At 67.9% G+C, this 25,910-nt stretch carries 17 protein-coding genes and 1 tRNA gene; 5 read left to right on the top strand and 13 right to left on the bottom strand.

The window, feature by feature from the left end:
• Positions 1-58 precede the first annotated feature (58 nt).
• From EDD31_RS11155 to EDD31_RS11115, 10 genes are all read right to left on the bottom strand, one after another.
• Positions 59-3,172 (bottom strand): alpha-mannosidase, encoded by a 3,114-nt coding sequence (locus tag EDD31_RS11155; protein WP_123304223.1) that lies wholly within the window; start codon positions 3,170-3,172, stop codon positions 59-61.
• Between the two features lie 72 nt (positions 3,173-3,244).
• Complete coding sequence (locus EDD31_RS11150; protein WP_123304222.1) at positions 3,245-4,165, bottom strand: carbohydrate ABC transporter permease; 921 nt, start codon at positions 4,163-4,165, stop codon at positions 3,245-3,247.
• The gene (locus EDD31_RS11145; RefSeq protein ID WP_123304221.1) at positions 4,162-5,100 is read right to left on the bottom strand and encodes a carbohydrate ABC transporter permease; all 939 of its coding nucleotides are present in this window, start codon (positions 5,098-5,100) and stop codon (positions 4,162-4,164) included. Before EDD31_RS11145 ends, EDD31_RS11150 begins: the two co-directional genes overlap by 4 nt.
• Positions 5,101-5,103: 3 nt before the next feature.
• A complete protein-coding gene (locus tag EDD31_RS11140) occupies positions 5,104-6,483 on the bottom strand; it encodes an extracellular solute-binding protein (protein ID WP_123304220.1) in 1,380 nt (459 codons plus the stop codon).
• A 149-nt stretch (positions 6,484-6,632) separates the two neighbouring features.
• Positions 6,633-7,904 carry an ROK family transcriptional regulator gene (locus EDD31_RS11135; protein WP_123304219.1) on the bottom strand — a complete coding sequence of 424 codons (1,272 nt, stop codon included), beginning with the start codon at positions 7,902-7,904 and terminating at the stop codon, positions 6,633-6,635.
• Between the two features lie 90 nt (positions 7,905-7,994).
• Entirely contained in the window at positions 7,995-14,312 is a 6,318-nt protein-coding gene (locus EDD31_RS11130) for a DUF7507 domain-containing protein (protein ID WP_148058938.1), read from the bottom strand.
• 393 nt (positions 14,313-14,705) lie between these two features.
• Complete coding sequence (locus tag EDD31_RS11125) at positions 14,706-15,407, bottom strand: hypothetical protein (protein WP_123304217.1); 702 nt, start codon at positions 15,405-15,407, stop codon at positions 14,706-14,708.
• Between the two features lie 52 nt (positions 15,408-15,459).
• Positions 15,460-15,621: a hypothetical protein gene (locus EDD31_RS14800; protein WP_170163127.1), complete on the bottom strand. Its 162-nt coding sequence runs from the start codon at positions 15,619-15,621 to the stop codon at positions 15,460-15,462.
• Positions 15,622-15,702: 81 nt separating this feature from the next.
• On the bottom strand, positions 15,703-16,524 hold the full coding sequence (locus EDD31_RS11120) for an ABC transporter permease (protein WP_123304216.1): 822 nt from the start codon (positions 16,522-16,524) through the stop codon (positions 15,703-15,705).
• The gene (locus EDD31_RS11115; protein ID WP_211336110.1) at positions 16,521-17,444 is read right to left on the bottom strand and encodes an ABC transporter ATP-binding protein; all 924 of its coding nucleotides are present in this window, start codon (positions 17,442-17,444) and stop codon (positions 16,521-16,523) included. Before EDD31_RS11115 ends, EDD31_RS11120 begins: the two co-directional genes overlap by 4 nt.
• Before the next feature lie 274 nt (positions 17,445-17,718).
• Here EDD31_RS11115 and EDD31_RS11110 point away from each other — a divergent pair, with 274 nt between their 5' ends.
• The 3 genes from EDD31_RS11110 (at position 17,719) to EDD31_RS11100 (ending at position 21,514) form a co-directional block, all read left to right on the top strand.
• Complete coding sequence (locus EDD31_RS11110; RefSeq protein ID WP_123304215.1) at positions 17,719-19,362, top strand: MFS transporter; 1,644 nt, start codon at positions 17,719-17,721, stop codon at positions 19,360-19,362.
• On the top strand, positions 19,359-20,285 hold the full coding sequence (locus tag EDD31_RS11105; RefSeq protein ID WP_245991143.1) for an EamA family transporter: 927 nt from the start codon (positions 19,359-19,361) through the stop codon (positions 20,283-20,285). The genes EDD31_RS11110 and EDD31_RS11105 overlap by 4 nt, the downstream gene beginning before the upstream one ends.
• A gap of 80 nt (positions 20,286-20,365) precedes the next feature.
• Positions 20,366-21,514, top strand: coding sequence for a calcium/sodium antiporter (locus tag EDD31_RS11100; RefSeq protein ID WP_123304214.1), 1,149 nt, complete (start codon positions 20,366-20,368; stop codon positions 21,512-21,514).
• A 20-nt stretch (positions 21,515-21,534) separates the two neighbouring features.
• Here the strand turns inward: EDD31_RS11100 and EDD31_RS11095 are convergent, their stop codons facing one another.
• Together EDD31_RS11095 and EDD31_RS11090 are read right to left on the bottom strand one after the other, a co-directional pair.
• On the bottom strand, positions 21,535-22,386 hold the full coding sequence (locus tag EDD31_RS11095) for an inositol monophosphatase family protein (protein WP_123304213.1): 852 nt from the start codon (positions 22,384-22,386) through the stop codon (positions 21,535-21,537).
• 31 nt (positions 22,387-22,417) lie between these two features.
• On the bottom strand, positions 22,418-23,332 hold the full coding sequence (locus EDD31_RS11090) for an ATP-grasp domain-containing protein (RefSeq protein WP_123304212.1): 915 nt from the start codon (positions 23,330-23,332) through the stop codon (positions 22,418-22,420).
• Positions 23,333-23,436: 104 nt separating this feature from the next.
• Between EDD31_RS11090 and EDD31_RS11085 the strand changes: the two genes are divergently transcribed.
• A tRNA-Lys gene (locus EDD31_RS11085) sits at positions 23,437-23,509 on the top strand.
• 101 nt (positions 23,510-23,610) lie between these two features.
• On the top strand, positions 23,611-24,888 hold the full coding sequence (glsA, locus tag EDD31_RS11080; protein WP_123304211.1) for a glutaminase A: 1,278 nt from the start codon (positions 23,611-23,613) through the stop codon (positions 24,886-24,888).
• A 50-nt stretch (positions 24,889-24,938) separates the two neighbouring features.
• Here glsA and trhO read toward each other — a convergent pair whose 3' ends face one another.
• Positions 24,939-25,862: an oxygen-dependent tRNA uridine(34) hydroxylase TrhO gene (gene trhO / locus EDD31_RS11075; RefSeq protein WP_123304210.1), complete on the bottom strand. Its 924-nt coding sequence runs from the start codon at positions 25,860-25,862 to the stop codon at positions 24,939-24,941.
• Positions 25,863-25,910: the final 48 nt, after the last annotated feature.

Below are 25,910 nucleotides of genomic sequence, written 5' to 3'. Positions count from 1 at the left end.
GGGAGCATTCCCCGGGCCCGCCGCAGGATTGGGTGCGCGGCACGTACTCGCTACCCACTCACCCCCGCGCCACCCGCAGTGTCAGCACCTGGAAGGGCCGGAGCTCCACCGCTACCGCACGGTCCACGAGCTTGACACCCGCAGACTCCAGCGGCCGCTCCAGCACGTCCGTGACCGTCACCGAGGCCGCCTCAAGACCGAAGCCGACACTCGCCGACGCCCGCGCGCCGAGGCTCTCGTAGAGCCGGACCACCACATCGCCGCTGCCGTCGTGGGCGAGCTTCACCGACTCGATGACCACCTGCGGATCGGAGACGGTCACCAGCGGCGGGACTGCGGCTCCGCCACTCGCTGCCTCGCCGCTCGCGTCACCAGGCCACACCTCGCGCAGCGGCAGGTTCAGCGCGTACCCGTGCTCGACGGCATCGCTCACCTGCGCGCCGAAGGTCACCGCATGCCGCAGTGTGTGCTCGCCCTGGTCGGCCACCGGGTCCGGGAAGAGCGGGGCCCGCAGTAGCGACCAGCGCACCTGCGTGGCCACCCGCCCGTCGTCCGCCGCGCCGTCCTCGCGCCCGGCGGTCACATCACCGCCGACGCGCACGCGGGTGATGTCGTGCCCGTAGGTGCCATCGTTGCTGAAGGCCACCCCGAAACCGGGCTCGGCCACGTGCACCCAACGATGCGCGACCGTCTCGAAGCGTGCCGCGTCCCAGGAAGTGTTCACGTGCGTCGGCCGCGTGATGTGCCCGAACTGCATCTCCGAGCGCGCATGGTCGGTGTGCACATCGAGCGTGAAGCCGAGCTTGAGCAGCTTCTGCTGCTCGTGCCAATCGACATCCGTGCGCAAGTGCAGCGTGGGGTCGGTGCCGGGGGCGAGGGAGAGCACCTGCACCACGCGGCTCCTCCCCACCGTGCGCGTCACGCGGATCGCGGGCGCACCGTTCTCATCGGTGGTCTCCTCTACCTCACCGTCGAGCACGTCGCTGATGGTGCGCCGGTAGTGCTCTTCGATGTCCCAGGCCTCCCAGGTGTTCGGGATGTCCCGTGCGAGCTGCAGCAGGTTGCCCGGCGCTGCGAGCCCCTCGCGCCCGGTGGCCACCAGTACCGCAGAGGTCACCAGGCCGCGCCGGTCCACCCGCACCCGCACGGCGTCATTGACCAGCAACAGATCCTCGCCGTCGCGCTCCACCCGGGCCGGGGAGGCCACCTCCGCCGCCCCAATCGCGCCCGGCGCCACGCCCTTCTGAGCGAAGGGCGAGGCATTGGCCACCAACTGACCGCCTGAGCCCGCCGCGGCGCCGTCCTGCTCCGCGATCGCCTCCAGTGCCCGCGCGATCAATGCCTCTGCCTCGGTGGCGATCGCGGCGTAGGAGGCCTCGGCCTCACGGTGCACCCACGCGATGGAGGTGCCGGGCAGGATGTCGTGGAACTGGAGCAGCAGGGTCTCGCGCCACAGCCGCTGCAGTTCCTCGTACGGGTAGTCAGCGCCGGCGCGCACCGCCGCCGTGGCCGACCACAGCTCGGCCTCGCGCAGCAGGTGCTCGCTGCGCCGATTGCCGCGCTTGGTGCGGGCCTGGGTGGTGTACGTGCCGCGGTGGTACTCCAGGTACAACTCCCCCACCCAGGTGGGGGCGATCGCGGCGTACTCCTGGCGCGAGGCTTCGAAGAAGGCCTCCGCGGTGGTGAACTCCACCCGCGCCGAGCCCTCGAGGGACTCCACCCGGTGGCCCTGCGCCACCATCTCTCGCGTGGGGCCGCCACCGCCGTCGCCGTAGCCGTAGGGCACCAGCGAGATCGACGATCGTGCCTTGTCCGCGTACTGGCTCGAGGCCCGCTCCAGTTCCTCGGCGTTCAGCACCGAGTTGTAGGTGTCCACCGGCGGGAAGTGGGTGTACACCCGGCTGCCGTCGATGCCCTCCCACCAGAAGGAGTGGTGCGGGATCCGGTTGGTGTCGTTCCACGAGAGCTTCTGGGTGAGGAAGTCGGTGCACCCGGCCAGGCGCGCCACCTGCGGGAAGGAACCGGTGTAGCCGAAGGAGTCCGGGAGCCAGACCTGCGTGGGTTCGGCGCCGAACTCGGTGGCGAAGAAGCTCTTGCCCTCGAGGAACTGCCGGACCAGGGCCTCGCTGCCCACCATGTTGGTGTCGGACTCCACCCACATGCCACCCACCGGCTCGATCCGCCCCTCACGCACCCGTTCTGCCAGCCTCTGGTACAACTCGGGGTAGTACTCCTTGATCCACGCGTACTGCTGAGCCGAGGAAAAGGCGAAGGTCACGTCCGGGTCGCTGTCCATCAGGGCCAGCACGTTCGCGACAGTGCGGCTCACCTTGCGAACCGTCTCGCGCACTGGCCACAGCCAGGCGGAATCGATGTGGGCGTGCCCCACCGCGGCGGCCCGATGGGCGGTGCTGCTCGCCGGGACGGCCAGCACCTCTGCGAGCGCTTCGCGGCCGGCCGTGGCGGTGCCGGCGACATCGTCCGGGTCGACGACGTCGCACATGTCCTCCAGGGCCGCGAGGATCTGGGCCCGCCGGGCGGAGGTGGCCGGCAGCGTGCCGATGAGGCCGCGCAGGGCGCGGACGTCGGCCACCAGGTCCTCCACTGCCGTGTCCACCAGTACCACGTCCACGGCGCGCAGCCGGTAGAGCTCTTCGGGCGGCGCGGTGGCCTTGTCCCCCATCGGGGTGGGCGTGCTCCACGCGTCGCCTGGCACATCCGGGTTGGCGGCGCCTTCGATGAACATCTCCACGGCGTGACCGCCGCGCTGGGGTAGCGGCACCCACGCATTGCGCGGCGAGACGCCCTTGACCAGCACCCCGTCGGGTGACCATGCCGCCCCTTCGGCCTGGAAGCCGGGCTGGGTGTGGATGAAGCCGAGGTCGATGTCGAGCTCGGCCCGCGTCCCGTCCAGCGGCCAGTCCTGCGGCACCGTGCCGGTCAGGTGGAACCAGACCGTGCTCCACGGCCGGCCCCACGGGGTGCCCACCGGGTGCGGGGCGAACCGGCCGCCGTCGAAGGCCTCACGCGCTTGGGCGAAGGGCACGGGTTCGTCCGGAACCTGCCAGCTGGTGACGTCCAGCGCGTGGCGATCGCGCACCACGGCGGGCACGATCCATTCCGCGAGGTAGCGGTCGATGCGGGCGATGGTCAGGGCGCTGTTGTCGTGCATGGAGGAACCTCTCAGGGGGCCGGCAGGCAGGTCGGTCAGGATCGCAGGGAAGGCGGCGCGACGCCGCTGGGCCTAGCCCTTCACGGCGCCCGCCATGGCGAAGGAGCTGCCGGAGACGCGCTGCACCACGAGGTACAGCACGAGCACGGGCAGGGAGTACATGATCGAGAAGGCCGCGAGCTGGCCGTAGTTCACGGTGCCGTAGGTACCGAAGAACCCATAGATCGCCACCGCCGCCGGCTGATTCTGCGCGGACTGCAGCAGCACGAAGGGCACGAAGAAGTTCCCCCAGGCCTGGGTGAACACGAAGATGAAGACCACGGCGATGCCGGGCCGCATCAACGGCACCACGATGCGGCGCAGGGCCGTCATCGAGCTCGCGCCGTCCACCCAGGCGGCCTCTTCCAGGGAGACCGGGATGGAGTCCATGAAGTTCTTCGTCATCCAGATAGCCATCGGCAGGCTGGTGGCAGCGAGGAAGAACATCGTGCCCCACACGTTGTCCAGCAGCCGCAGCGAGACGAACAGCGCGTAGACCGGCACCATCATCGCCGTGATCGGCAAGCACGTGCCGAACAGGATCCCGTACATGAAGGAGCGCCGGAACCGCAGCTGGTAGCGCGAGAGCGGGTAGGCGGCGAGCACCGAGGCCACCACCGTCACGATCGCGCAGCCGAAAGAGAGGATCGCCGAGTTCCACAGCGGGCGGAAGGTGGTCTCCCACGTGGCGATCTGCACGAAGTTGTCCAGCGTGAACATCTGCGGCCACGAGACCGAGACGGTCGCAGCACCGTTGACCGAGGCGAGCAGGATCCATCCCAGCGGCACCAGGAAGACCACGCCGATCGCCAGGAGCACGACCGTGGAGATCAGGCGGCTAGTGCGACCACGCGGCGAGGCGGTGGTGAACCGGCGTCCGCCGCGTGTGACGTTCCTGGCATCTGCCGACGGTGGAGTGGTGGCCGCGACCTGCGCGGCGGGCACGGCGCTCATGAGTCCACCTCCGGCTTGAGGACCTTGATGTAGACGATGGAGAACATTGCCCCCAGCAGGAGCGTGACGGTGGCGATGGCGGTGCCGTAGCCGACCTGCATGAACTTGAAGGCTTCCTGGTAGGCAAGGATCGGCAGCGTCGAGCTCTCCACGCCCGGGCCGCCGGCCGTCATCACCCAGATCAGGGTGAAAACCCCGAGGGTCTGCAGGGTGGTGAGCATGAGGTTGGTGGAGATCGAACGGCGGATCATCGGCAGGGTGATCCGGAAGAACCGCTGGAAGACGTTCGCGCCGTCGATTTCGGCCGCCTCGGAGACATCCGGTGGCACCTCCGCGAGCGCCGCGGAGTACACCATCATCGAGAATGCCGTGCCCCGCCAGACGTTGGCGAGGATCACCGCGAGCATCGGGAAGGTCACCAGCCACATCGGGCCGTCGAGGCCGAGCCAGGAGAGCACGATGTTGAGCGTGCCCTGGGAGGCGAAGAAGGCATAGAGGGCGAAGGCCGCCACGATCTCCGGAAGCACCCACGCGGTGACCACCAGGGCTGAGATCACCCGTGAGACACCGCTGGGCGCCTTGCTCATCATCAGCGCGAGCCCCATGCCGAGCACGTTCTGGCCGATCAGCGCGGAGGCGACCACGAAGACGATCGTGAGCACGACCGACTTCCAGAAGTTGTCGTTGCCCAGCAGGGTGAGGTAGTTGTCCAGGCCCACGAACTGCGGGTCTGCCGCCCGCGGGCCGGTCAGGGCACGGTTGGTCAGGGATCCGAACAGCGAGTAGATGATCGGCCCGAGCAGGAACAGGGCAAGGAGGACCACGGCGGGTAGCAGCGGAGCGGTGCGGGCGAGGTTCCGCCCCACCCGGCGGCCCCGAGAGCGTCTCGGGGCCGCCGGCTGCCCCCGCCGCGGCTCCGCAGCAAGGGTGGCCATGGCTCAGCTGCCGCCAGACGTGTTCTCTTCGCCGACGATGCCGATTACGCCTTGGTCGTAGGTCTCCTGGGCCTGCTCCGGAGTGGCCTGGCCGGTGAGCACCGATTCGGCCGCCACCTGGATCAAGTTGGAGATCTGGGAGTAGTCCGGCGTCGCGGGCCGGAAGTTGGTCACCGGCACGAGGCTGGAGAAGAACTCGAAGGAGGGGTTGTAGTCGAGGTAGGTCGGATCGGAGGCGACATCGTCACGCACCGCGATCTGGCTGTTCTCGGTGGCGAACTTCAGCGAGTTCTCCTGGTTCAGGCAGGTGGTGATGAAGCCGAAGGCCGCCTCGGGGTCGCTGGCTTGTGAGCCGAGGCTGAGCAGCCAGCCGCCGGACATGGACGTCGCGCCCGGCTCCTGGCCCTGCGAGGTGGGCATCTGCGCCATGCCCATGACCTCTTCCCACTCGGGCCACGAGTTGGCGCCATCACCCATCCAGCCCCCGGGCACCCAGGAGCCGTCCACCGCGATCGCGAGCTGCCCCTGCGGCAGGAGTTCGCCCGAGACCCGGTTGGGCAGGTTGGTGTCCAGTGCGTCCTCCAGGCCGGGTAGCAGCTCCTCGGCCTGCGCCGTCTCGATGAAGGTCAGGGCGTCGAGGAAGCCCTGCGATCCGGTCGTCCACTGCTGGGAGTCGAAGTCGTACAGCTCGTCGTCGGTGCCGTAGAGCAGCATCTCGAAGCCCTGCATCGAGGTGGCCTCGCCCTGGGCGATAGAGGAGTAGACGTTGAGCGGGATCACGTCGGGGTTGGCGTCCTGCACGGCGCGAGCGGCCTCAAGGATGTCCTCCCAGGTCTCCGGCTGCCAGTCCTCGGGCAACCCGGCCTCGGCAAAGAGCTCCTTGTTGAAGTAGATGCCGCGGGTGTCGGTGCCCATGGAGATGCCGTAGGTCATGCCGTCATCGCCCAGACCTGCCTGCTTGGCGGCCTCGGAGAACTGGTCCCAGTCCTCCCACTCGGCGAGGTAGTCGTCCATCGGGGCGAGGTAGCCGGCCGCCGCGTTGGAGCGGACCATGAAGGTGTCTTCGTAGATCACGTCCGGGGCGGTGTCCGGTGAGCCGTGCATGAGCGCGAGCGCGGTGAAGTACTCGGTCTCCTGCGCGGCGATCGGCTCCAGCTCCACCGTGACGCCCTCGTTCGCGCTCTCGAACTCGTCCTTGCACTTCTGCAGCAGGTCATCGAGCTGGAAGAACGCATCGGTCCTCTGGTAGGCGACGGTGATCGTGCTCTCGCCACCGCCCTCGTTGGCGCCGTCGTCACTACCGCCGTTCTCGCCGCCAGAGCATGCGGCGAGGACGATGGCACAGGCCGAGGTCGAGGCGATCAGAGTCAGTCTCGTGCGCATGATGCTCCTTTGCGTCATGAGTGGGCCACGCCGTGTGGCTCTGGGAGAAAATATCCACCGAATAGACTTATTCAGTCAAGTCGCTGGCCCGATCCGTGATCCGATTGTGACGCGAGGCCCCGCGCGGGCGCGCCGAGCGCTCTGCGGCGTCAGCCGAGCTGGGCCACGAGCGCCGAGGGCTTCGGGGTGAATGCCTCGTCCAGCACCAGGCTGGCCGCCCCCACGGCCCCCACCCACGGGCCAAGTTCCGAGCCCTCCACCGCGACCTCGTGGAGTTCGCGCATCGTGCCGCTGGCCGCGAACTCCGCGGTGACCGCCGCGGTGATGTAGGGCGCGAGTCGCTCCCAGTTGAGTCCGCCGAACACCACGCGGTCGGCGTCGAGCAGGTCTGCCACGAGCACGATGCCATGGGCGATCTGACGGCCGGCAGTGCGCAGGATCTCCAGCGCGGCGGAGTCCCCGGCCTCGGCCTTCTCGGCCAGCCGGCTCATCGCCACGTCCTCCTGCCACGGCTCGGGCTCGCCGTCGAAGGGTTCGAGGACGCCGAGTGCCACGCCACGGGAGATCAGGTGCTCCAGCGAGGAACTCACCCCCAGGCATCCGCGCCGCCCGCAGAAGCACTCGGGCCCGTCCGGGTCGACGATGAGGTGACCACTCTCGCCGGCGTTGCGCGAGCTGCCCGGCAGCAACTCGCCCTCACGCGCGAAGGCGAAGCCGACGCCGTATCCGAGGTAGCTGAACAGAGTGGTGCCGCCCAGATCGTGGTGGCGTTGCCAGAGTTCGGCGGCCATCGCCGCGGTGACGTCCTTGTCCAGGATCGTCGGCAGCCCGGTCAGGGTGGCCAGTCGCGAGCGTAGAGGCACGTCCCCCCAGTCGGAGAGCAGCGGCGGGTGCACCACACGCCCCTCGACGGCGTCGATCGGGCCCGGTGCGGCGACGCCGAGGCCGCGCAGCGTGGCCGCCGGCACGCGTACGCTCAGCTCGACCACCCGCTCGGCCATGAGCGCGATCGCGTCCTCCAGGCGCTCGGGTGTGCGCTCCAGCACGCGATGCACCACGGCGCCGGTGAGGTCGAGCAGCACGAAGGTGATGGTGAGCGGATCGACGTGCAGGCCGATGGCGTGCGCCGCGTCGGCCCGGGCGTGCAGCAGGGTGCGCGGCTTCCCGCGCCCGACTCCGGCGCGCGCACCCTCGCCGATCATGCCCTCCTCCAGCAGTCGGGCCACGAGGTTGGAGATCGTCTGCACCGACAGACCCGTCGCAGCGGCGATCTCCACCCGGGAGATCCCGGCCCGTGACCGGCGGATCCGGTCGAGCACCACGAGCGAGTTGTAGTCCCCCATCCGCGGCAGGTTCGTGCCGCGGCGCCCGGAGGACGGCTCCCGTGGCGTCCTCGACTCCGCGAGCTCACTGTCGGTCATGGGTCCACTCTGCCAGGGCGCGGCCACAACAGAACGCCGGGCCCAGCCTGTGGCTGGACCCGGCGTTCCGGTGGTGGTCGAGCTAGCCGATCAGCTGCTCATCTGGGTGCGGCGTCGCCGCACATCCAGGCTGATGGCCGTGCCGAGCAGCAGCAGGACTGCGGCCACTCCAGCGAGCGAGCCCACGGTGGCACCGGTGACCGGCATGCCGGGCTTGTCCGGAGTCGGGGGCTCATCAGGAGTCCCACAGGCACTGTCATCGGCGGTGACATCGTTATGGCCGATGGAAGCGACGTTGCGGAACCCTGCCGGGCCGTCCTCCTCACCTGCGGAGCAACTGAACGTGTTCTCACTGGCCTGCGCCGCGTCCAGGGTGGCCACGACCTGCACCTGGTAGGTGTGCACCTCTGCCGCCTCCAGGGCGACGTCGGCGGCCACCAGGTTTGCCTGGCTACCGGCACCGCCCTGCCCCGTCCACATCTCGGAAGCCGCCACGCCTGCGGGTGTGGAGATCACAGCGGCCGAGACGACCTCGAGGCCGTCGCCGAAGCGGAGCTGATCGGTGAGGGTGTAGATCCCTTCGGTGGCACCGCTGTTGGTCGCGGTGATCTCGTAGGTGATCGTCCATTCGCCCTCGGACTCCACCGGGTCCGTGGTGAGCTGCTTGTCGATCGCGATCGACGGCAGCGGCGCACAGTCGGTGTCGACCGTCTCGTTGCCGTTCTCATCGGTCAACGTTGCGGCGTTGTTCAGGCCCTGCTCGAGCATGTTCGCACCGCCCGGCTCGGTGCAGGCCGGCGAACCGGTCCCGTCCTCGTCGCCCGGCCCGACCTGCAAGGGAACATCAGCGATCACGGACACGGTGTAGACGTGCGGGGCATACCCCTCATCGTCCAGACCGGCGAGAGCGACATCGCTGGCGATGCGGGTGATCTCGATGCCGTCGAAGGCCTCGTTGATCAGCACGCCTTCGGGCCCGGTCACTCCCACCTCCTGCACCGTAACGTCAGCCGCATAGAGCAGCGTGTCGTCGAGGTGGTAGGTGGTCGCTTCACCTCCGACGTTTCCGACGGTGATGTCGTACACGACCTCCCACTGTCCCGCCCCGATGGGGTTCGCCGAGACGAGCTCCTTGTCGATCGTGGGCTTACCCGCCCGGATGCACTCCTCATCCTCATCCACGATGCCGTTCCAGTCCACAGCCGCCTGGTTGTCCAGCGCACCCGGGACCGGGCCGCCATCGGCGGTGGCGCAGACCTCATCGGTGGGCACCTCGACACCGAACAGGTCGGCGGCATAGCGCACCGTGACCTCGTACAGGTGCACGACCGGCTCCTCCTCGGCACCGGCGATCGCCTGTCCGGTGACGATCACGACGTCGTCGACACCGTCGAAGCCGTCGTTGAGCTCGGCACCCGGGGCGTCCGTACTGACGTCCTGGACCCCGATGATCTCGATGCCCTCTCCGGCCGCCAGCGTGTCGGTCAAGTCGTACTCACCGGCCCCGGCCCCGTGGTTGGTGACCAGGAGCTCATAGGAGACGTCGTAGACGCCGTCCTCATCCTCGACCGGCATCGTCGGCCCGGCAAGGGACTTCACAATGTCGATCAGTGGCAGGGGCGCGCAGACGTCGTCATCGCGATTCTCGCCGTTGTGCGTCAGCTCGGTCGAGTTCGCCAATCCGCCAGACTCGCCGGAACCGGGTTCCGGGCAGTCCAGGGCGTCAGGGGTCACGGTCTCCAGATCGAGCGAGACAGTCACCTCCACCCCGTAGACATGCTCGGCGCCCGCCTCGAGCGTGACGTCAGCGGCGATGACGTTCTCGGCGCTGCCCTCCGTTCCGAGGCCCGTCCAGCCCTCCTCGAGTTCCACGCCCTCAGGGCCACTCACCGCAGCCGACTCCACGACGACTCCCTCGCCGTACATCAGCTGATCGGCGAGGTCGTAGTCGCCCTCGGCGCCACCGGTGTTGGTGGCCACGAGCTCGTAGAGGATGGTCCAGGTGCCGTCACCGTTGGGCACCGGGCCCTCGGCGATGGTCTTGGCGATGTCGATGAGCGGGAGCGAGGCACAGACTTCGTCCTCGTCCACGATCCCGTTGTGGTCGAGCTCGGCCGAGTTCGCCAAGCCGCCACTTTCACCGGAGCCCGGCTCGGGGCACTCCAGCACCGCGGGATCGATGGTGTCGATGTCCAGCTGGACCATGACCTCGATCTGGTACGTGTGCAGCTCACCCATCTCGAGGAGGACATCCTCGGCGACCATGTTCTCGGCCGCCCCGTCCTCGCCCAGCCCGGTCCACGCCTCATTGACCTCGACGCCCTCGGGCGCCGCGGACACCGAGCCAGCGAGAATCTCGATGCCCTCGCCGTAGAGCAATCGGTCGGAGAGGTCGTAGTCCCCGGCCGCGCCGCCGATGTTCTCGGCTGCGAGCTCGTAGGTGATGGTCCAGGTGCCGTCTCCATTGGGCACGGGCCCACCGGCGATCGACTTGTCGATCACGATGGCTGCCACGGACGTGCACTCGTTGTCGGCATCGGTGAGGTCGTTGTGCACGATCTCAGCCGTGTTGGCCAGACCGCCACCGTCGGCGCCCGGCTCAGCCGGGCACTCGTCGACGTTCGGCGGGCCCTCGATCCCCTCGGCCATGCCGAGGAGGACCTCCACCTGGTAGGTGTGGGACTCCCCGCTGGGCAGGGTCACGTCGGTGGCGATGACGTTCTCCGGTGCGCCCTCGGCGCCCAGGCCGGTCCAGTCCTCGTTCGGAGTGACACCCTCGGGTGAACCGGTGATCGCGGTGTCGAAGACCTCGAGGTCACCGCCGGCGGTCATCTGGTCAGAGATGTCGTAGTCACCTGCGGCGCCACCGGAGTTGGTGGCGACGACGTCGTAAGTGACCGTCCACGTGCCGTCACCGTTCGGCACGGGGCCGTCGGTGATGGACTTCGCGATGTCGATCGAGGGAATCTCGGCGCACGCCCAGTCCTCCTCGGTCTCATCGGTGGACTTGGTCAGCTCCGAAGTGTTGGTGAACGCGCGATCAGTAGCGTCACCCTCACCGCCACACACCGTCGGGTCGTCCGCGCCATCGCCGGCTCCCTCGAACTGCAAGGGCACGTCGGCGATCACGGTCACCTCGTACACGTGCGGGGCGTAGTCCGGGTTGTCGATGCCTTCGATCTCGGCGAAGTCCGTGATCGTGAGATTGCCCTGGCCGTCCCAGGCCGGTTCCGCCAGGATGACGCCGTCCGGCCACTGGGAAACCTCGGCGGACACGATGTCCACCTGGTCGGTGAAGTGCAGCTCATCGCTCAGCGCGTAGTACGCCGCGGGAGTCTCAACGCTCTCGACGATGATCTCGTACACCACCTCCCACTGGCCGCCACCGATGGGGCTGGCCGAGACCAGGTCCTTCGCGTGGGTGGTGTCACCCACCGGGGTGAAGCCGGCCTCGTCGCAAGGAATCGCCGGAGGCAACGGGTCACCGTTCTCGTCCACCGAATCCTCGGGAATGTCCGATTCGGCGCACGCCGTGTTGACGACGTCGTCCTCACCAATCGGCTCTTCCAACACAAAGCTGAACTCGTGCGTGTAGCTTTCCCCCGGTTCCAGCACATCAATCGTGAAGGATCCGAGCTCCGGCTGCAGGTCGTCTTCCACCTCAATGTTGGTCAGCGTTCCCTGACCGGTGTTCTCCACCACGATGCGGTAAGTGATGGTGTCTCCGATGTGGAACTCGGGATACGTCAGCGGGTCATTGGCATCGCGCCATTCACCGTCAACATCCTGAACGTACTTCCTCAGATCCGCCGAGTAGAAGGTGGCGATCTCGGTGGGTGCCGAGGTCCGCATGACCAGGCGGGTGTTCTCCGCGCGGCCCTGGGCCCGGTTCACCAGCGTGTCTCCACTGTCCATGCCGTCAGTCACGACCGGGATCGTGAAGCTGAACGCGCCACGTGGCTCGAGTTCTTCGGTGATGACACGCACGGCGGTCGCGCCGGCGATGAAGTCCGTGGTCCATCCCACCGTGTTCCCGGCGGTGTCTCCGGCAGAGCCGTTCATCGGGTCCGCGGGATCGTCCGAGAGCGCGGCCGGATCTGCGGTTGTGTAGTAGACGGTCGCGCCCATGCTCACCGACACCGGGCCAGAGAGCTCGTACGTGCCGGCCATGGAGGTGCCGCGACCGTCCCCGTTGTAGGGGAGGATGTCGATGGTGTCCGTGAACTCCTGCGGCATCGGGTCTTCGGCGACCACGTCCACCGTCCACGACCCTTCGCCCACGCCGTCTCCGCTGACGTTCGGGATGAAGGTCTGGTCCGAGCTCTTCACGATGGAGGTCGATCCCGCCACGTTGACGGTGACCGATGCGGTCGATGTATCGCTGAATTGGCTGCCAAGGCTGCTCTGGACGCTGTTGACCAGTCGTGCGCCAGGATCGACGTCTTCGGCGATGTCCACCTCATAGGAGAGCGTCTGGGTCTCGTTCGTCGGCACCCCGTCGATCGTCCAGGTCAATGTGTTGCCGTCGACCTCCGGCTCCGGTCCGGGAACCGAGGATCCCGGTGTGTAGGTCATCCCGTCAGGCAGGGTGTCCTCGATGACGTAGCCGTCGACCGTGGGTGAGATCTCGCCGGTCCCCTCTGCGGAGTAGTCCACGGTGTAAGTCGTCGAACCACCCGGATCAACCGTCGAGGGCGACACAGATTTGTCAACCACCGGATTCACGGTCGAGATGCGCAGAACATCCCGGTGCTGACCGGTGTAGGGATAACGCGAGTCGGGAGTCAGCACTCCGACAGCGGGGACATCACCTGGCTCCATGGAGCGACTGAGGTAGACCCAATTCGCACTACCGAAAGGGCTGCGGTAGGCGCTCCATGCCCAGATATCTTGGCCCGGTTGAACGTCAGAATTGATCTCCTGCATCACCCGGAGCGCCGGCCTGCCGCCCAGACCAACAGCCGAGAACCCGGTGCGCACGGCCAGTACGGTCGACAAATCTGCTGGTGCTTCGTCGACCCAGTCCGTTGACCCAGCACAGATCTCGGACTGGTTCGGGTCGTAGGAACCGCTCTCCGGATCGAGGAAAATTGACGAGCCCACATAATACTGGACCTCGAAATCGAGGGCGGCGTCATTAGCATGCATGTCGACTACTTCGTGATCCACATAGGTGACGTACTGCGCGTCCAGCAGGACGCACAACCCCCCAACATCTGCCGTTTGGTCGACGTTCGCGTAGGTACCCGACACGGCGGACTGCACCACCGTTCCCGGGGAAACGCGATAGGAATCTGCCCAGTTCGCAGCGCCCGATTCGGTGAACGCCGGCCGCCACGAACCATAGTGGAAGCCAGAGGTCCAGTTCTGCACGGAGGTGTTGTTCTCCGGATCGTCGTCGATCTCGGACCCACCGGTCGACGTGTAGGTCGGCGCACTCGAGACGACGGTGATCGAACCCGCTGACTCATCGGTCGTCACCCGGATCTGCACTTCGCCGGAGGCCACCACCACACGGTTGGTCGGCAGCGAGTTCCCCGTGGAGTCGAGTGTGGGTACCTGGTCGTGGCTGTAGTCGATGCCACTGAGCGTCAGCTCGAACTGGTCACCCCCCAGGTGGTCCAGTTCGCAGGAGCCAACGAACGGCGCCGTCTGCTCGGCGGGGTGGTCCCCCCCGGACCACGGGTGTCCGGTTGCGGCGCCCGCGCTGAAGGCAGAACAGGCCTCCGGTCCGACCGACATCGGGGCCCCAGCAGTGTTTTCCACGGTCAGGATGTAGGTGATCTCGTCCTCGCCGTCCGCACTGAACGCACCGTGGAAGAGCGACCAGTTGAACTTGAAGTCACGCTGGCCGTCCACACTCTCCCTCTGGTTCGCGTTCTGCTCCCAGGCGATGTCCATGAAGAACGGGTTCTCCACCGCCAGCTCGGGCAGCTCCGCCTCCTGATCGGCGATCGTGGCCGACATCGAGACCGGTTCGCCCTCCACGGCGGTCACCCGCGCGGGCGTGTCGAGAGTCAGTGCCGTGCCCTCGTTGAACGTTCCCCCGTTGCACACCAGTGTCGAGCCGTCCTCCGAGATGGAGGACACCGGGTCCACTCCCTCGGTGAGACACACCGGGGGAATCTCCTCGAAGACCGCTCCGACCGCGGTGACGGTGATGGTGACGTTGTCCACCGGTTCGTTACCTGGCGCCTCGGCGTCGTCATTGACGTTGGCCCACCACTGCGCCGCGATCGAGTCGCCAGTCTGCACAACCTCCGGGGTGGCGGGCTCCCACTCACCCTCGAGCTCGTAGACGGTCACCGCATGGGCCGGCGCAGCAATGGCCAGAGACCCAACCAACACGGCCGTGACGAAGGCGGCCAGCATGGTGGACGGGCGGCGCCCACCAGCAACACGCGCCACAGTCCGACGAATCCCATTCAACGGACTCCGAAGCCGACGACGAATGAGAGAGGCTTTGTGCTCCCTTTTGGGAGACCGATTCGGAGGGAGCGCAGGATAGCTCACGAAGGCACGTCCAATCTGCAACTCGGGCGCCAGTGCGCGAGGGCGAGTCGGGGGTTGTTAGCCAGGAGAGGCGGGGTTGCGCAGACGGTACAGGCGCTCATGCAGGAGGTCCAGGAGTCCCTTTTCGGACGATTATTGATTGGCGCACTTCATCAAATGGCCACCAGCCGTCTGGCGCGCTATGGCAGCGTTTTCGGCGACGTCGTCGTAGGGGATAACGATCTCGTAACGATTGGATCTCAGCTCTCTACCAAGCTACCCGTGGGCGAGCCGGCCGCCGCCTCGGCCCTAGCGGAGACGTCTGCCACGGCGGGGCACCAGCTCGTACTCGATCGGCACTCCGCAAGCTTGCAGATCAGCGGCAATGCGGCGCGCAAGTGGTCCGAACTCGTGGGTGGTGATGAGTCGCATGCCACGGGGCCAGTGACCGGCCCGCGCCACCTCGCGCAGAGCACGGAGGGCCCACACCTCACCGCGGAGGATTCCGAACATCGCGTAGCACTCCGGCCCCGACTCGATCTCGCCGGTCTCGGAGCGGCGCAGGCCGAGCATCACGCCCCGGGGCCGAAAGAGAGCTCTCGTCGGGCCCATCCCGATCCGCGAGGTCATGGCCGCACCGGCGTGGTACACCGCGCGGGCGCGGCTACCGTACAAGCTGCCGCGCGTGACCACGCGCTCCGGGGAGAACTCCGCACGACCGTGGCGCCAGGCGAGCCACGACGCGGCAGCACACGCCGCCACCATGCCGCCGACCGGCCACCACATGTCGGAGGGGCGACCAAGGTGCGGCCACGCCGCCCACACCATCCCTACGGCCAAGGCCACAGGGGCGAGCATCCAGCCGTGCGCCCGGATCACCGTGCGATCGGACGCCGACGACACACCCAGGGGACGCCAGGGCAGGGGGAGATTGACACACACGAAACCGGCGACCACAAGGGCAACAACGACCAGGACGGTGCCGGAACTCAAGCTGGAGTGGGTGAGCATCACGCAACAGTGAACCACCCAGGCGGCGCGCGTCGCCTGGGTGGTTCAGTGCTCAGGGGGTGTTCGAGCTCCCGCGGCGCAGGAACCCGACCACCGCGGTGATCAGGAACAGCGCGACACCGATGAAGGTCAGCCAGATGAGGCCTTCGATGACGGCGCCGGCCACTGAGACGAGGGCCCACACGATGAGCAGGAGAATCAGGATCTTGATCATGGTGGCGAGCGTACTGGCGCCATCGCCACCGCGCCCCTCGAGTGCTCGGACAGCCCGTCCGGCGCGGCCACCCCTGCGCCGCTACTTCACCTCGCTGCGCAGCACCCGGAGGCTGCCGAACACCAGCGGGAGGACGACCCAGAGGAGAGTGGCCACGCCGAGCTGGCCCCATTCGAGTGCGCCGGCCTCGGCACTCTCGCCCATCATGAACGGCATGGACGCCAAGGAGATGTCGATCCAGGGCAGGAAGGACTGCGCCCAGTCGAAGATGGCGTAGAGCGCGGAGTAGATCATGAAGGGAGCAATGACGCCGAAGAAGTAGAACACCGCAACGGCACCCGGGGTGTTCAGCAACAGCATCCCGAGGCCGAAGGCCATCAGGAACCAGAGCACTTGCACTCCCGCCGTCCAACCGAGCTGCGCGGCGTCGAGGTTCCAGACGACGTCATTGCCCGTGACCGCGCCGTAGAGCAGGTTGCCGAGTGCGCCGAAAGCCACCGCCACCGCGATCGTGGCGGCCCCAAGGATCATCACCGTGACCAGTTTGGCCAGGACGACCCGGCCGCGGCGTGGCTCCAAGGTGAAGGTCACCAGGTGCGTGCGCTGGCTCCATTCCGAGGTGACCGTGAGGATCGCCAGGACCGGCACGAGCAGCGAGACCGGGATGATCATCGCGTCCGAGATCCCGGCGGCGGTGATCGTGGTGTCGGACAACGCCAGGACCAGCAGGACGAGGGCCATCACGGCAGCGAGCATCCCGAAGGTCAGGGTGATCAGCCAGAAGCCCGAGCGGGTGTCCAGCAGCTTGCGGAGTTCCACGCCGACCAGGCGCAGGAAGGGGACCGGCGGGGTACTGGACACGTCGATGGTGCGCTGGGCGTCGGAGCGGGCGTCGGTACTCATCGGGCTCCCCCTTCGGTGGCGGTGTGTGGAGTTTCGCGCTGGGTCTCAGAGGTGAGCTCAAGGAAGAGGTCCTCCAGCCCGGCACTGCCCGAACGCAGATCGGTCAGCACCACGCGCGCCTCCAGGGCCAAGCGCCCCACGTCGGCCGGGGCGGCGGAGATTCGCAGGCCCTGCCCGGCACGCTCGAAGGCGTAGCCTGCGGCGTTGGCCGCGGCAATCAGGGCCACGTCATCGAGCGAGGACACCAGGCTCAGCGCCTGGTCCACTCCGGCGAGCAGTTCCTGCTTGGTGCCCTGCGCGACGATCTTGCCGTGCCCGATGAGGATGATCTCGTCGGCGATCTGCTCGACCTCGTGCAGCAGATGGCTCGACAGCAGCACTGTGCCGCCGCGATCTGCGTAGGACTTCAGCAGCGTGCGCATCCAGCGAATGCCAGCCGGGTCGAGGCCGTTCGCGGGCTCGTCGAGGATCAGTACCTCCGGGTCTCCCAGCAGCGCGTGCGCGATCCCGAGGCGCTGGCGCATGCCCAGGGAGTAGTGGCGCAGACGGCGTTTGGCCTCCTGGGGAGAGAGCGAGACCACCTCGAGCATCTCGTCCACCCGTGAGGCGGGAAGTCCCATCTGCTTGGCGCCCAGGGTCAGGATCTCCCGGCCCGTGCGCCCGCCATGCTGGGCAGAGGCGTCCAGCAGCACGCCCACGTGCCGCCCGGGGTTGGGAATGTCGCTGAATCGTCGGCCGCCAATCGTGGCACTCCCCCGGGTCGGCGGAGTCAGGCCAGCCATGATCCGCATCGTGGTGGTCTTGCCGGCACCGTTGGGGCCGAGGAAGCCGGTGACCTTGCCGGGCTGGCAGGTCATACTCACGTCGTCCACTGCGGTGAAGGCCCCGTAGCGTTTGGTCAAGCTGTCGATTTCAATCATGGTCACCAGCCTGACGGTTCTCGTCTCCGGACACATCACCCCAAGGAATGAGGCCTCACCGACCATGGGCGTGGGCAGGTCCTCCCAAAGTCTGAGGGCGGTGAAACCGGTCACCTGGGCGGGCGGAGAACTCGCCCGGGATGCTAGCTTCGCCCTGCCGGGCCCTGGTGCCCGGTAGGACGGTTCGCCGCCGATTCGCCCCAGGCGGCAGGTTTTCACAAGAGCTGCTGCGCCCGGCCGTCCCGCGGAGCAGTCTCGAAAGGTCAGGGGACTCGTGTCCTCGCACATCGCCGCTGCTCGCGGCGTCTCAGCATCGAGCACGATCTCGCCGACCCGGCAGTGGCTCGGCCTGGTGGCACTGGTGCTGCCCGTGCTGCTCATCGCGATCGACAACACCGTGCTCGGCTTCGCCGTGCCGTCTCTGTCCCGAGAACTCAACCCCAGTGCGGGCCAGTTGCTGTGGATCGTCGACATCTACGCCTTCCTCCTGGCGGGCCTGCTCATTACGATGGGCTCCCTCGGAGACCGCATCGGCAGGCGACGCCTGCTGCTGTTCGGCTCGGCGGCCTTCGGTGCCGCCTCAGCCTTCGCGGCCTTCTCCACCTCCGCGGAAATGCTCATCGCCGCCCGCGCGCTCCTCGGCATCGCCGGCGCCACCTTGATGCCCTCCACGCTGGCTTTGTTGCGCACCCTGTTCCCCGAGCAGCGCCAGCGCATGCTCGCCATTGCGATCTGGGCCTCCGCCTTCTCCGCAGGCGCTGCCTTCGGGCCGATCCTCGGCGGGCTCCTCCTCGAGCATTTCTTCTGGGGATCGATCTTCCTGATCAACATTCCTGTGGCCGCGCTCGTGCTCGTTGCGGTCCCGTTGCTGGTGCCGGAATCGAAGAACCCCACCCCGGGGCGCTTCGATCCGCTCAGCGTGCTACAGTCGATCACCGGCATGCTCACCGCCGTCTACGGACTGAAGCGCCTGGCCGCCGGTGAGGTCTCCCTTATCCCGGTCCTGGCCTTCGCGATGGGTGTGGCGATCCTGGTCTCCTTCGTGCGGCGGCAGCGGCGCCTGCCCGAGCCACTGCTGGACCTCAGCCTGTTCTCCCTGCCCCGCTTCCGCACCGCGGTGATGACCAACTTCATGTTGGTCTTCGCTCTGGTCGGATCGATGTTCTTCCTCACCCAGCTGTTGCAGCTGGCCTACGGGATGAGCCCGTTGCGCGCCTCGCTCGTGCTGGTACCCGGATTGCTGGCCTCGGTGGTGGCGAGCTTCGTGGTCATTCCCCTGGCACGGCGCTACAGCCTGCGCGCCCTGGTAGCCACCGGCATCCTCATCGCCGGCGCAGGCTTCGCACTGCTGATCGGAGCGCCGGAGTCCAACGGCTATCTCGTCGCCGGGCTGGCCTTCCTCGCGCTGGGAACGGGCATGGGCTTGGCCGAGACCCTGACGAACAGCGCCGTGCTCTCGTCCGCCCCCGCGCATCGCTCCGGCGCCGCCTCGGCCATCTCCGAGACTGCCTATGAGCTCGGCGGCGCGCTCGGCGTCGCCATCCTGGGTGCTGTGCTCTCCGCGATCTACCGCGTCCAGCTCCTTGACACGCCGATCGAGGTGGCCGAAGGCGAAACCCTGCCCCGTGGCGCCGTGCCGGGCGCGGCCGAGACCCTGGCGGCCGCCGAGGAGATCTCCGCCGGACTCGGCGGCCAGGTGGGGGCCTCGATCTGGGACGCCGCCCACAGCGCCTTCGTCACCAGCGTGCACTGGACGTCCGTGGTGGCGACGGGGCTCATGCTGGTGGCAGCCGGCCTGGTGCTCATCATGCTCCGCGGTGACCGCCCCGCCAGCCAGGCGGGTGCAATCAGCGCCGGCGAGGTCAGCCAGACGAGCGCGGCCGGAGCCACGCCGGCACCGGCGACAATGGAGCGGTGACCGAGGCCAGGCAAGCAGCGCCACCCCCGGGCCCTCCCGGCGCACACCGGCCGGGCCGGGACTTCGCGGTGATCGCTGCGAGCGCCCTGTCTTCCCAGACCGGTGCCGCCGTGGGCTCCTACGCCTTCGCCACCCTCACCCCGGTGGGGGTGGTGGCGGCCCGCCAGCTTGCCGCCGCCACGGTGCTCACGATCCTCACCCGGCCCAAGCCGTGGCGGTTCACCCGCGCGCAGTGGCCACCGGTGCTTCTGATGGCCCTCTTCTTCGCCGGCATGAACACCTCGATCTACGCGGCCATCGACCGGCTCGGTCTCGGCACGGCCGTGACCATCGAGTTCCTCGGCCCGCTGGCGGTGGCAGTGACGGCCACCCGCCGCCGCCGGGACTGGGTGTGCGCCGCGCTGGCACTGCTCGGTGTCATTCTCCTCACCCGGCCAGGCCCATCCGCGGACCTGCTCGGTCTGGCCTTCGCGCTCGCCGCGGCGGCGTGCTGGGCCGGTCACATCCTGACCGCACGAGTGCTCGGGCGGCGGCTCCCGGGCAAGCAGGGCGTGGAGGGAGTGGCGGTGGCCACCACCCTGTCCAGTGCCGCTCTGCTACCCATCGCGGTGCTCATCGTGATCCGGATGGAGCCGCCCCCAGAGGCCTTCCTGTTCGCCGCTGGCGCGGGCCTGTTCGCCTCCGCGCTGCCCTACACGCTGGATCTGCTGGTACTGCGCCGCGTCTCGCCCGTGGTCTTCGGGCTAGGCATGTCACTCAACCCGCTCTTTGCTGCGCTCATCGGTGCGGTCGTGCTCGCGCAGTACCTGCCGGTTGTCGGCTGGATCGGGATCGGGTTGGTGATGGCCGCGAATGCGCTCACGCTCACCGGGCCGCCACCACCGACACGACTCAGCTCTGTCCCTCAGACGCCGTCGTCGTAGACCGGGGCATGCGGCCCGATCGATGTGCGCGGCTGAGAAGTGGAGCCGCAGGGCTGGGCGGCCGCAGGTAATCTCAGCGAGTGACCCTGACGAATGTGCTGCTGGTTCTCGGTGGCATGGCTCTCCTGACCGCCGGTGGCGAGACCCTGGTGCGCGGCGCAGCCTCATTGGCCCGCACGATCGGCATGTCCTCACTGATCGTGGGACTCACGGTCGTGTCCTTCGCGACCTCCGCTCCCGAGCTGGCGGTCTCCACCGGTGCGGCGCTGAGCGGGTCACCCGGCCTGGCGGTCGGGAACGTCGTCGGCTCGAACATCGTGAACATTCTGCTGGTGCTCGGCCTCTCGGCCATCGTCGTGCCCCTGATGGTCAACTCACGCTTGGTGCGTACCGACCTTCCGGTGATGATCGGACTGTCGATCGCGATGCTTCTGCTGGCCCTGGACGGCAGCTTCACCCGCCTCGATGGCGCGCTGCTCTTCGGTGCGCTGGTGGCCTACCTGGCGTGGACTGCGATCCGGGTGCGCCGGGGCGGGCCGGAGGTGGCCGCCGGGCTGGTCGAGGAGGCCGGCGACGAGGACTCGCCCGGCCCGCTAGCTCGCCGGCTCGCCTTCCTGCGCGCCACCAAGGCACGCTCCACGGTCACCGACCTCGTGCTGGTGGCCATCGGCGTCGGCCTTCTCGTGGGAGGGGCGCAACTCATGGTGCGCGGCGCCACCGAGATCGCTGCGTCCTTCGGCGTCTCCGACCTGGTCATCGGCCTGACCGTGGTGGCGGTGGGCACCTCGCTGCCCGAGCTGGCCACCTCGCTCATCGCTGCGCTGCGCGGCGAACGGGACATGGCGGTGGGCAACATCGTCGGCTCGAACATCTTCAACATCGGCGCAGTGCTCGGTCTCACGTCGCTGATCGCCCCGGACGGCGTGCGGGTGGACCCGGCCGCGATCAACTTCGACATCCCGATCATGGTGGCCGTGGCGCTGGTGCTCCTGCCCCTGGCGTTCACGGGTTACCTCATCAGCCGCTTCGAGGGCGTGGTCCTGGTGGCCTTCTACGGTGCTTACGTCGCCTTCCTGCTGCTCGCGGCCGCAGACCACGACGCGCTCGAGCCGTTCTCGACGGCGATGCTGTGGTTCGTGCTCCCGCTCACGGCCGTGTGGCTGATCGGATTCCTGGTCTTCGAGCTGGTGCAGCGGCGGCGCGGCGACGCCCCGGCTGGCGCCGAGTAGCGGCCAGCGCCAGCGGCCGCTCAGCCCTGGCGGCGGGCGACGATCCGCTCGACGACCTCGTGCAGCACCGGGTAGTCCGCGCCCGGGCCCAGCACGATCGTGCCCGGGGCGAGATGTGCCCCCGCGGTGGCGGAGTCCAACTCGTCCGAGGGGCCGCCAGTGGGGTACCAGAAGGGCTGGTATGTGGCGCCGGCCCGTTCGGCGATCAGCTTTCCCGCGGCATAGTCCCAGGGCTTACCGCCCAGGAGGAGCGCGGCGTCGGCCCACCCGGCCGCAACGTGCACGAGCTGCTGTGCCGCCGAGCCGAGCTTGCGAAAGGAGGAGAAGGCCGTGAGCAACTCGGCGAAGTCCTCCAGGGCGCCGGGCCCTTCGGCCTGTAGATCCTGGGGGCCGGGGAAGCCGCACACGATCGAGGAGCGATCGCCCGGCTGGGCCGGTGGCGCCTGCAGCGGCGCGCCCTCCAGGTAGGCGCCGTCGTCGTCAGCGGAGAACATGTGACCCGCCATGGGGTCATAGATCGCGCCGGCCACGATCTCGCCGTCGACCTCGGCGCCGATGGAGACGCACCACAGCGCCAGGCCCTGGGCGAAGTTGGTGGTGCCGTCAATGGGGTCGACGTACCAGGTGACGGCGGTGCCGTCCCCACGCCGGCCGCGCTCCTCCCCCACCACGACCGAGTCGGGCACCCGGTCGAGAATCATCGGCACGATCAGATCTTCGGCATTGCGGTCGTGCTCGGTGACGATGTCGTACCGGTCTCGCTTGAGATCGACGGTCATCGCGGACCGGAAGGCACCGGCGGCGTAGTTCCCGGCACGGCGGGCGGCCTCCTCGGCCACCAACCGCAGGACGGCAGTGCTCGGCGTGCTCATGGCTCTCCTTCAGTGGTGGATGGGGTGCGGGTCACCAGAAGGCCCGGACGGCGATGGCATCGGCGAAGTTGTCGACCGCGCTCGGGACGGCGTCCAGGTAGAGAGCGGTGTCGACCACACCGATCTCCAGCACGTAGTACTCGTCGGGGTAGTCGCCCTGGACGATGTCCACCCGGCAGAAGGTGAGCTGTTCGTCGTGACCGAGGCGCTCCTTGATGTACGAGTGAATGGCTTGCCGTGCCACCTCGCCGATCTGCCATTCCTCCGAGGTGGCCACCCGGGCGCGGACGACCTCCTCGGGCGGATTGGAAGGATCGAAGGGGCCCGTGAGCATGGCCTCCTTCTCCACCGCGTGCGAGACCAGGCCGTTCATGAACACCACGGCTGTCTCACCGCGTTGGTCCACCGAGTCGAGGTAGCGCTGCACCATCACCGAGCGGCCCTCGGCGAGCAGATCCATCGCGTGCATGATCGCCTGCTGGCGCGAGTCGGGATCGACGGCGGTGTACCGCCCGGAATCGGAACCACCGGAGGAGATCGCCGGCTTGACCACGAAGTCTCCCGAGGCCGGGAACCGTGTGTGGACCTGCCGCTTGGAGTAGTTCTCGTCCGGTTCGAGCCAGACGGTGGGGATGATCGGCATGCCGCGCTTCTCCAGCTCCAGGAGATAGTGCTTGTCCGTAGCCCAGCGCAGCACGTCGGCGTGATTGACCAGGCGCGGCACGGTATCGGCCCAGGCGAGGAACTCGTCGCGGCGCTGCGCGTAGTCATCGACCGATCGCACCACGGTCATGCCCTGCGACCAGTCGACATCGGGATCGTCCCAGAGCACGATGCGCGGTTCCATCCCGCGCTCCCGCAGGGCATCGGTCAGGCCGACGTCGTCGGGCCCGAGGTTGGGTTGTGCTGCTGAGGTGGCCAGATGGACGAGGGGTCGCTTACTCACCGTGCCAACCTATCGCGACCGGGTGCCCCTGATCTCGTGGAGCTGTGCCTGACCTCACCACCGGCCGTGTTGGTGACTGGCCGCCCGCCCCATAAGATGGTCGGGCGCTACTAGCTCAACTGGCAGAGCAGCTGACTCTTAATCAGCGGGTTCGGGGTTCGAGTCCCCGGTGGCGCACAGAACGAGGCCCTGGTCTGCGGAAGTGATTCCGTGGACCAGGGCTTTTTTGTGTCGGCTTCTCAGTGTCGCCGACGCGCCTTGTCACGGATAGTGGACGAATGCGCTCACCGATCCGCGATTACCTGGACGCCGTCATCCGGGACACCAGTGACATCACCAGCGGGAAGGTCTCCGACGACATCCCGGAGCTGGCCCGGGTGGACCCTGATCTCGTGGCGGTCTCGCTCAGCACGGTGACCGGGACCGTGTACTCGAGCGGCGACCACGAGCACCAGTTCAGCATCCAGTCGATGTCCAAGCCCTTCGCCTACGCGATGGCGATCGAGGACCACGGCCTGGACGAGGTGCTCAACCACGTGGGCGTGGAACCCAGCGGCGACCCGTTCAACGAGTTCTCCCTCGACGAGCGCACCGCCAAGCCGCGCAACCCCATGATCAACGCGGGAGCGATCGCCACCCACGGCCTCATCAAGAGCGACCACGCCCCGGCCTCCGATCGCCTGATGGACCTGTACTCCCAGCTCACGCAGCGCAACGTCGAGATCGACGAATCGGTGGTGGCCTCGGAGATGGCAGCCGGGGACCGCAACCTCGGCCTGGCCTATCTGCTGAGCGCTGCGGGCGCGCTGCACCTGAATCCGCCGGCCGCTGTGGCCGGCTACGTGCGGCAATGCGCCGCCATGATGACCGTGGACGACCTGGCTCTGATGGCGGCGACGCTCGCCAATGGTGGGGTGCAGCCCAACACCGGGAACCGGATCTTCAGCCGGGCCACCACCAAGCAGGTCCTGAGCGTCATGGCCTCCTGCGGCATGTACGACGCTGCCGGTGACTGGATGACCTCCGTCGGCATTCCCGCCAAGAGTGGGGTGGCCGGCGGCATCATCGGGGTGCTGCCCGGACAGATCGGCGTCGCCGTCTTCTCACCGCGCCTGGACCACCACGGCAACAGCGAGCGCGGCTCGGAGATGATGCGCCTGCTCTCCGAGAACCTCGGCCTGCACCTCATGACGGCCGGCCGCCCGGCACGGTCGTCGCTGCGTGAAGTGCACACCGCCCAGGTGGACGACGAGGCCGCGACCATCTACGCGCTGCAGGGTGATCTGAGCCTGAGCAGCATCGAGACATTGGTGCACGAGATCACCACAAATCCGCCGCAAGACCCCCTGGTCGTCTTCGACATGACCCGCATCGACGAGGTGCTCCAGGTCGCCCACGAGACCGCCTCATCCCTGGCCACCACGCTGATCGACCAGGGGCACCGGGTCATCTTCGTCGACCCCACCGAGGCTTTCGCGGATTTCCGCGACGAGGAGGGCCGGGAAGTCGAGCGCTGGAGCCCCGAGGAGCTGCGCGAGCACACCTCAGGAAGTTGAGCGTGGCCTGCAGCGGGTCTCAGAGTGGAAGGTCGGCCGCAACTCGACGCTCACGCCGAACCCTGCTCCAGCGCCCGGCTCGCCGCGGCCGCGCATACCGCGCACCGGGTGCTCTCCGGGATGTGCTCGCAGTTCGCGCAGAAGAGCTGGAGTGTGGTGCATCCCGGATCCGCGCAGTTGAAGAACTGGGAGGTGGGGCCACCACAGTGCACGCACTCGCCCAGGGTCTTCGCCTGGTCGCTGAAGCGGGTGTTCATCCGGCCGTCGAAGACGTAGAGCTCGCCCTCCCAGTACCCGGCGTCCTGGTAGGTCTCGCCGTAGCGGACGATGCCGCCATCGATCTGATAGACCTCTGCGAAACCACGGTCCTTCATGAGCGCCGTGAGGACTTCGCACCGGATGCCACCGGTGCAGTAGGTGATGACCGCCTGATCCTTGAGGTGGTCGTACTTGCCCGAGTCCAATTCGGTGACGAACTCCCGGGTGGAGTCCACCTGCGGCACCACGGCACCGGCGAAGCGCCCGATCTGCGCCTCCATGGCGTTCCGGCCGTCGAAGAAGGTCACCGGAGCCCCCCGGCGCTTCTTGGCGTCGATCAGCTCGTGCACCTCCTCGGGTGTGAGGTGCTCGCCGCCGCCGACCACGCCGTTCTCATCGACTTGGATCTGATCCGGCACCCCGAAGGACACCAGCTCCGGGCGCACCTTCACGCTCAACCGGGGGAACTGATCAGCCTCCCCCTCGGACCACTTGACCTCGAGCCCGTGAAAGGGCCGGTAGGCCCGCGTCTGTTTCACGTACTGCTTGACGGCACCGATCTCGCCGCCCACGGTGCCATTGATGCCGTGCTCGGAAACGATGATGCGTCCCTTGAGCCCGAGTTCGCGGCACAGAGTCCGCTGCCACAGCATGACCGCTTCGGGGTCTGGCAGCGGAACGAACTTGTAGTAGAGAACGATGCGGGACTGGGACACAACGATCAGGGTACGACGGCCCCGCAGCCTCTATCGTGGCAGGAGAGC

It is taken from the genome of Bogoriella caseilytica (assembly GCF_003752405.1).
Taxonomy (GTDB): Bacteria; Actinomycetota; Actinomycetes; order Actinomycetales; family Actinomycetaceae; genus Allobogoriella; species Allobogoriella caseilytica.
Note: the sequence above shows the minus strand (reverse complement) of the source record. Positions and strands in the feature narration are given on the sequence as shown.

Coding starts and splice junctions, on each gene's coding strand:
- EDD31_RS11140 (WP_123304220.1), bottom strand. CDS start 6,483: ATGCGCACGAGACTGACTCTGATCGCCTCGACCTCGGCCTGTGCCATC.
- EDD31_RS11095 (WP_123304213.1), bottom strand. CDS start 22,386: ATGAGCACGCCGAGCACTGCCGTCCTGCGGTTGGTGGCCGAGGAGGCC.
- EDD31_RS11135 (WP_123304219.1), bottom strand. CDS start 7,904: ATGACCGACAGTGAGCTCGCGGAGTCGAGGACGCCACGGGAGCCGTCC.
- glsA (WP_123304211.1), top strand. CDS start 23,611: ATGCGCTCACCGATCCGCGATTACCTGGACGCCGTCATCCGGGACACC.
- EDD31_RS14800 (WP_170163127.1), bottom strand. CDS start 15,621: ATGATCAAGATCCTGATTCTCCTGCTCATCGTGTGGGCCCTCGTCTCA.
- EDD31_RS11150 (WP_123304222.1), bottom strand. CDS start 4,165: ATGAGCGCCGTGCCCGCCGCGCAGGTCGCGGCCACCACTCCACCGTCG.
- EDD31_RS11155 (WP_123304223.1), bottom strand. CDS start 3,172: ATGCACGACAACAGCGCCCTGACCATCGCCCGCATCGACCGCTACCTC.
- EDD31_RS11120 (WP_123304216.1), bottom strand. CDS start 16,524: ATGAGTACCGACGCCCGCTCCGACGCCCAGCGCACCATCGACGTGTCC.
- EDD31_RS11115 (WP_211336110.1), bottom strand. CDS start 17,444: ATGATTGAAATCGACAGCTTGACCAAACGCTACGGGGCCTTCACCGCA.
- EDD31_RS11145 (WP_123304221.1), bottom strand. CDS start 5,100: ATGGCCACCCTTGCTGCGGAGCCGCGGCGGGGGCAGCCGGCGGCCCCG.
- EDD31_RS11125 (WP_123304217.1), bottom strand. CDS start 15,407: ATGCTCACCCACTCCAGCTTGAGTTCCGGCACCGTCCTGGTCGTTGTT.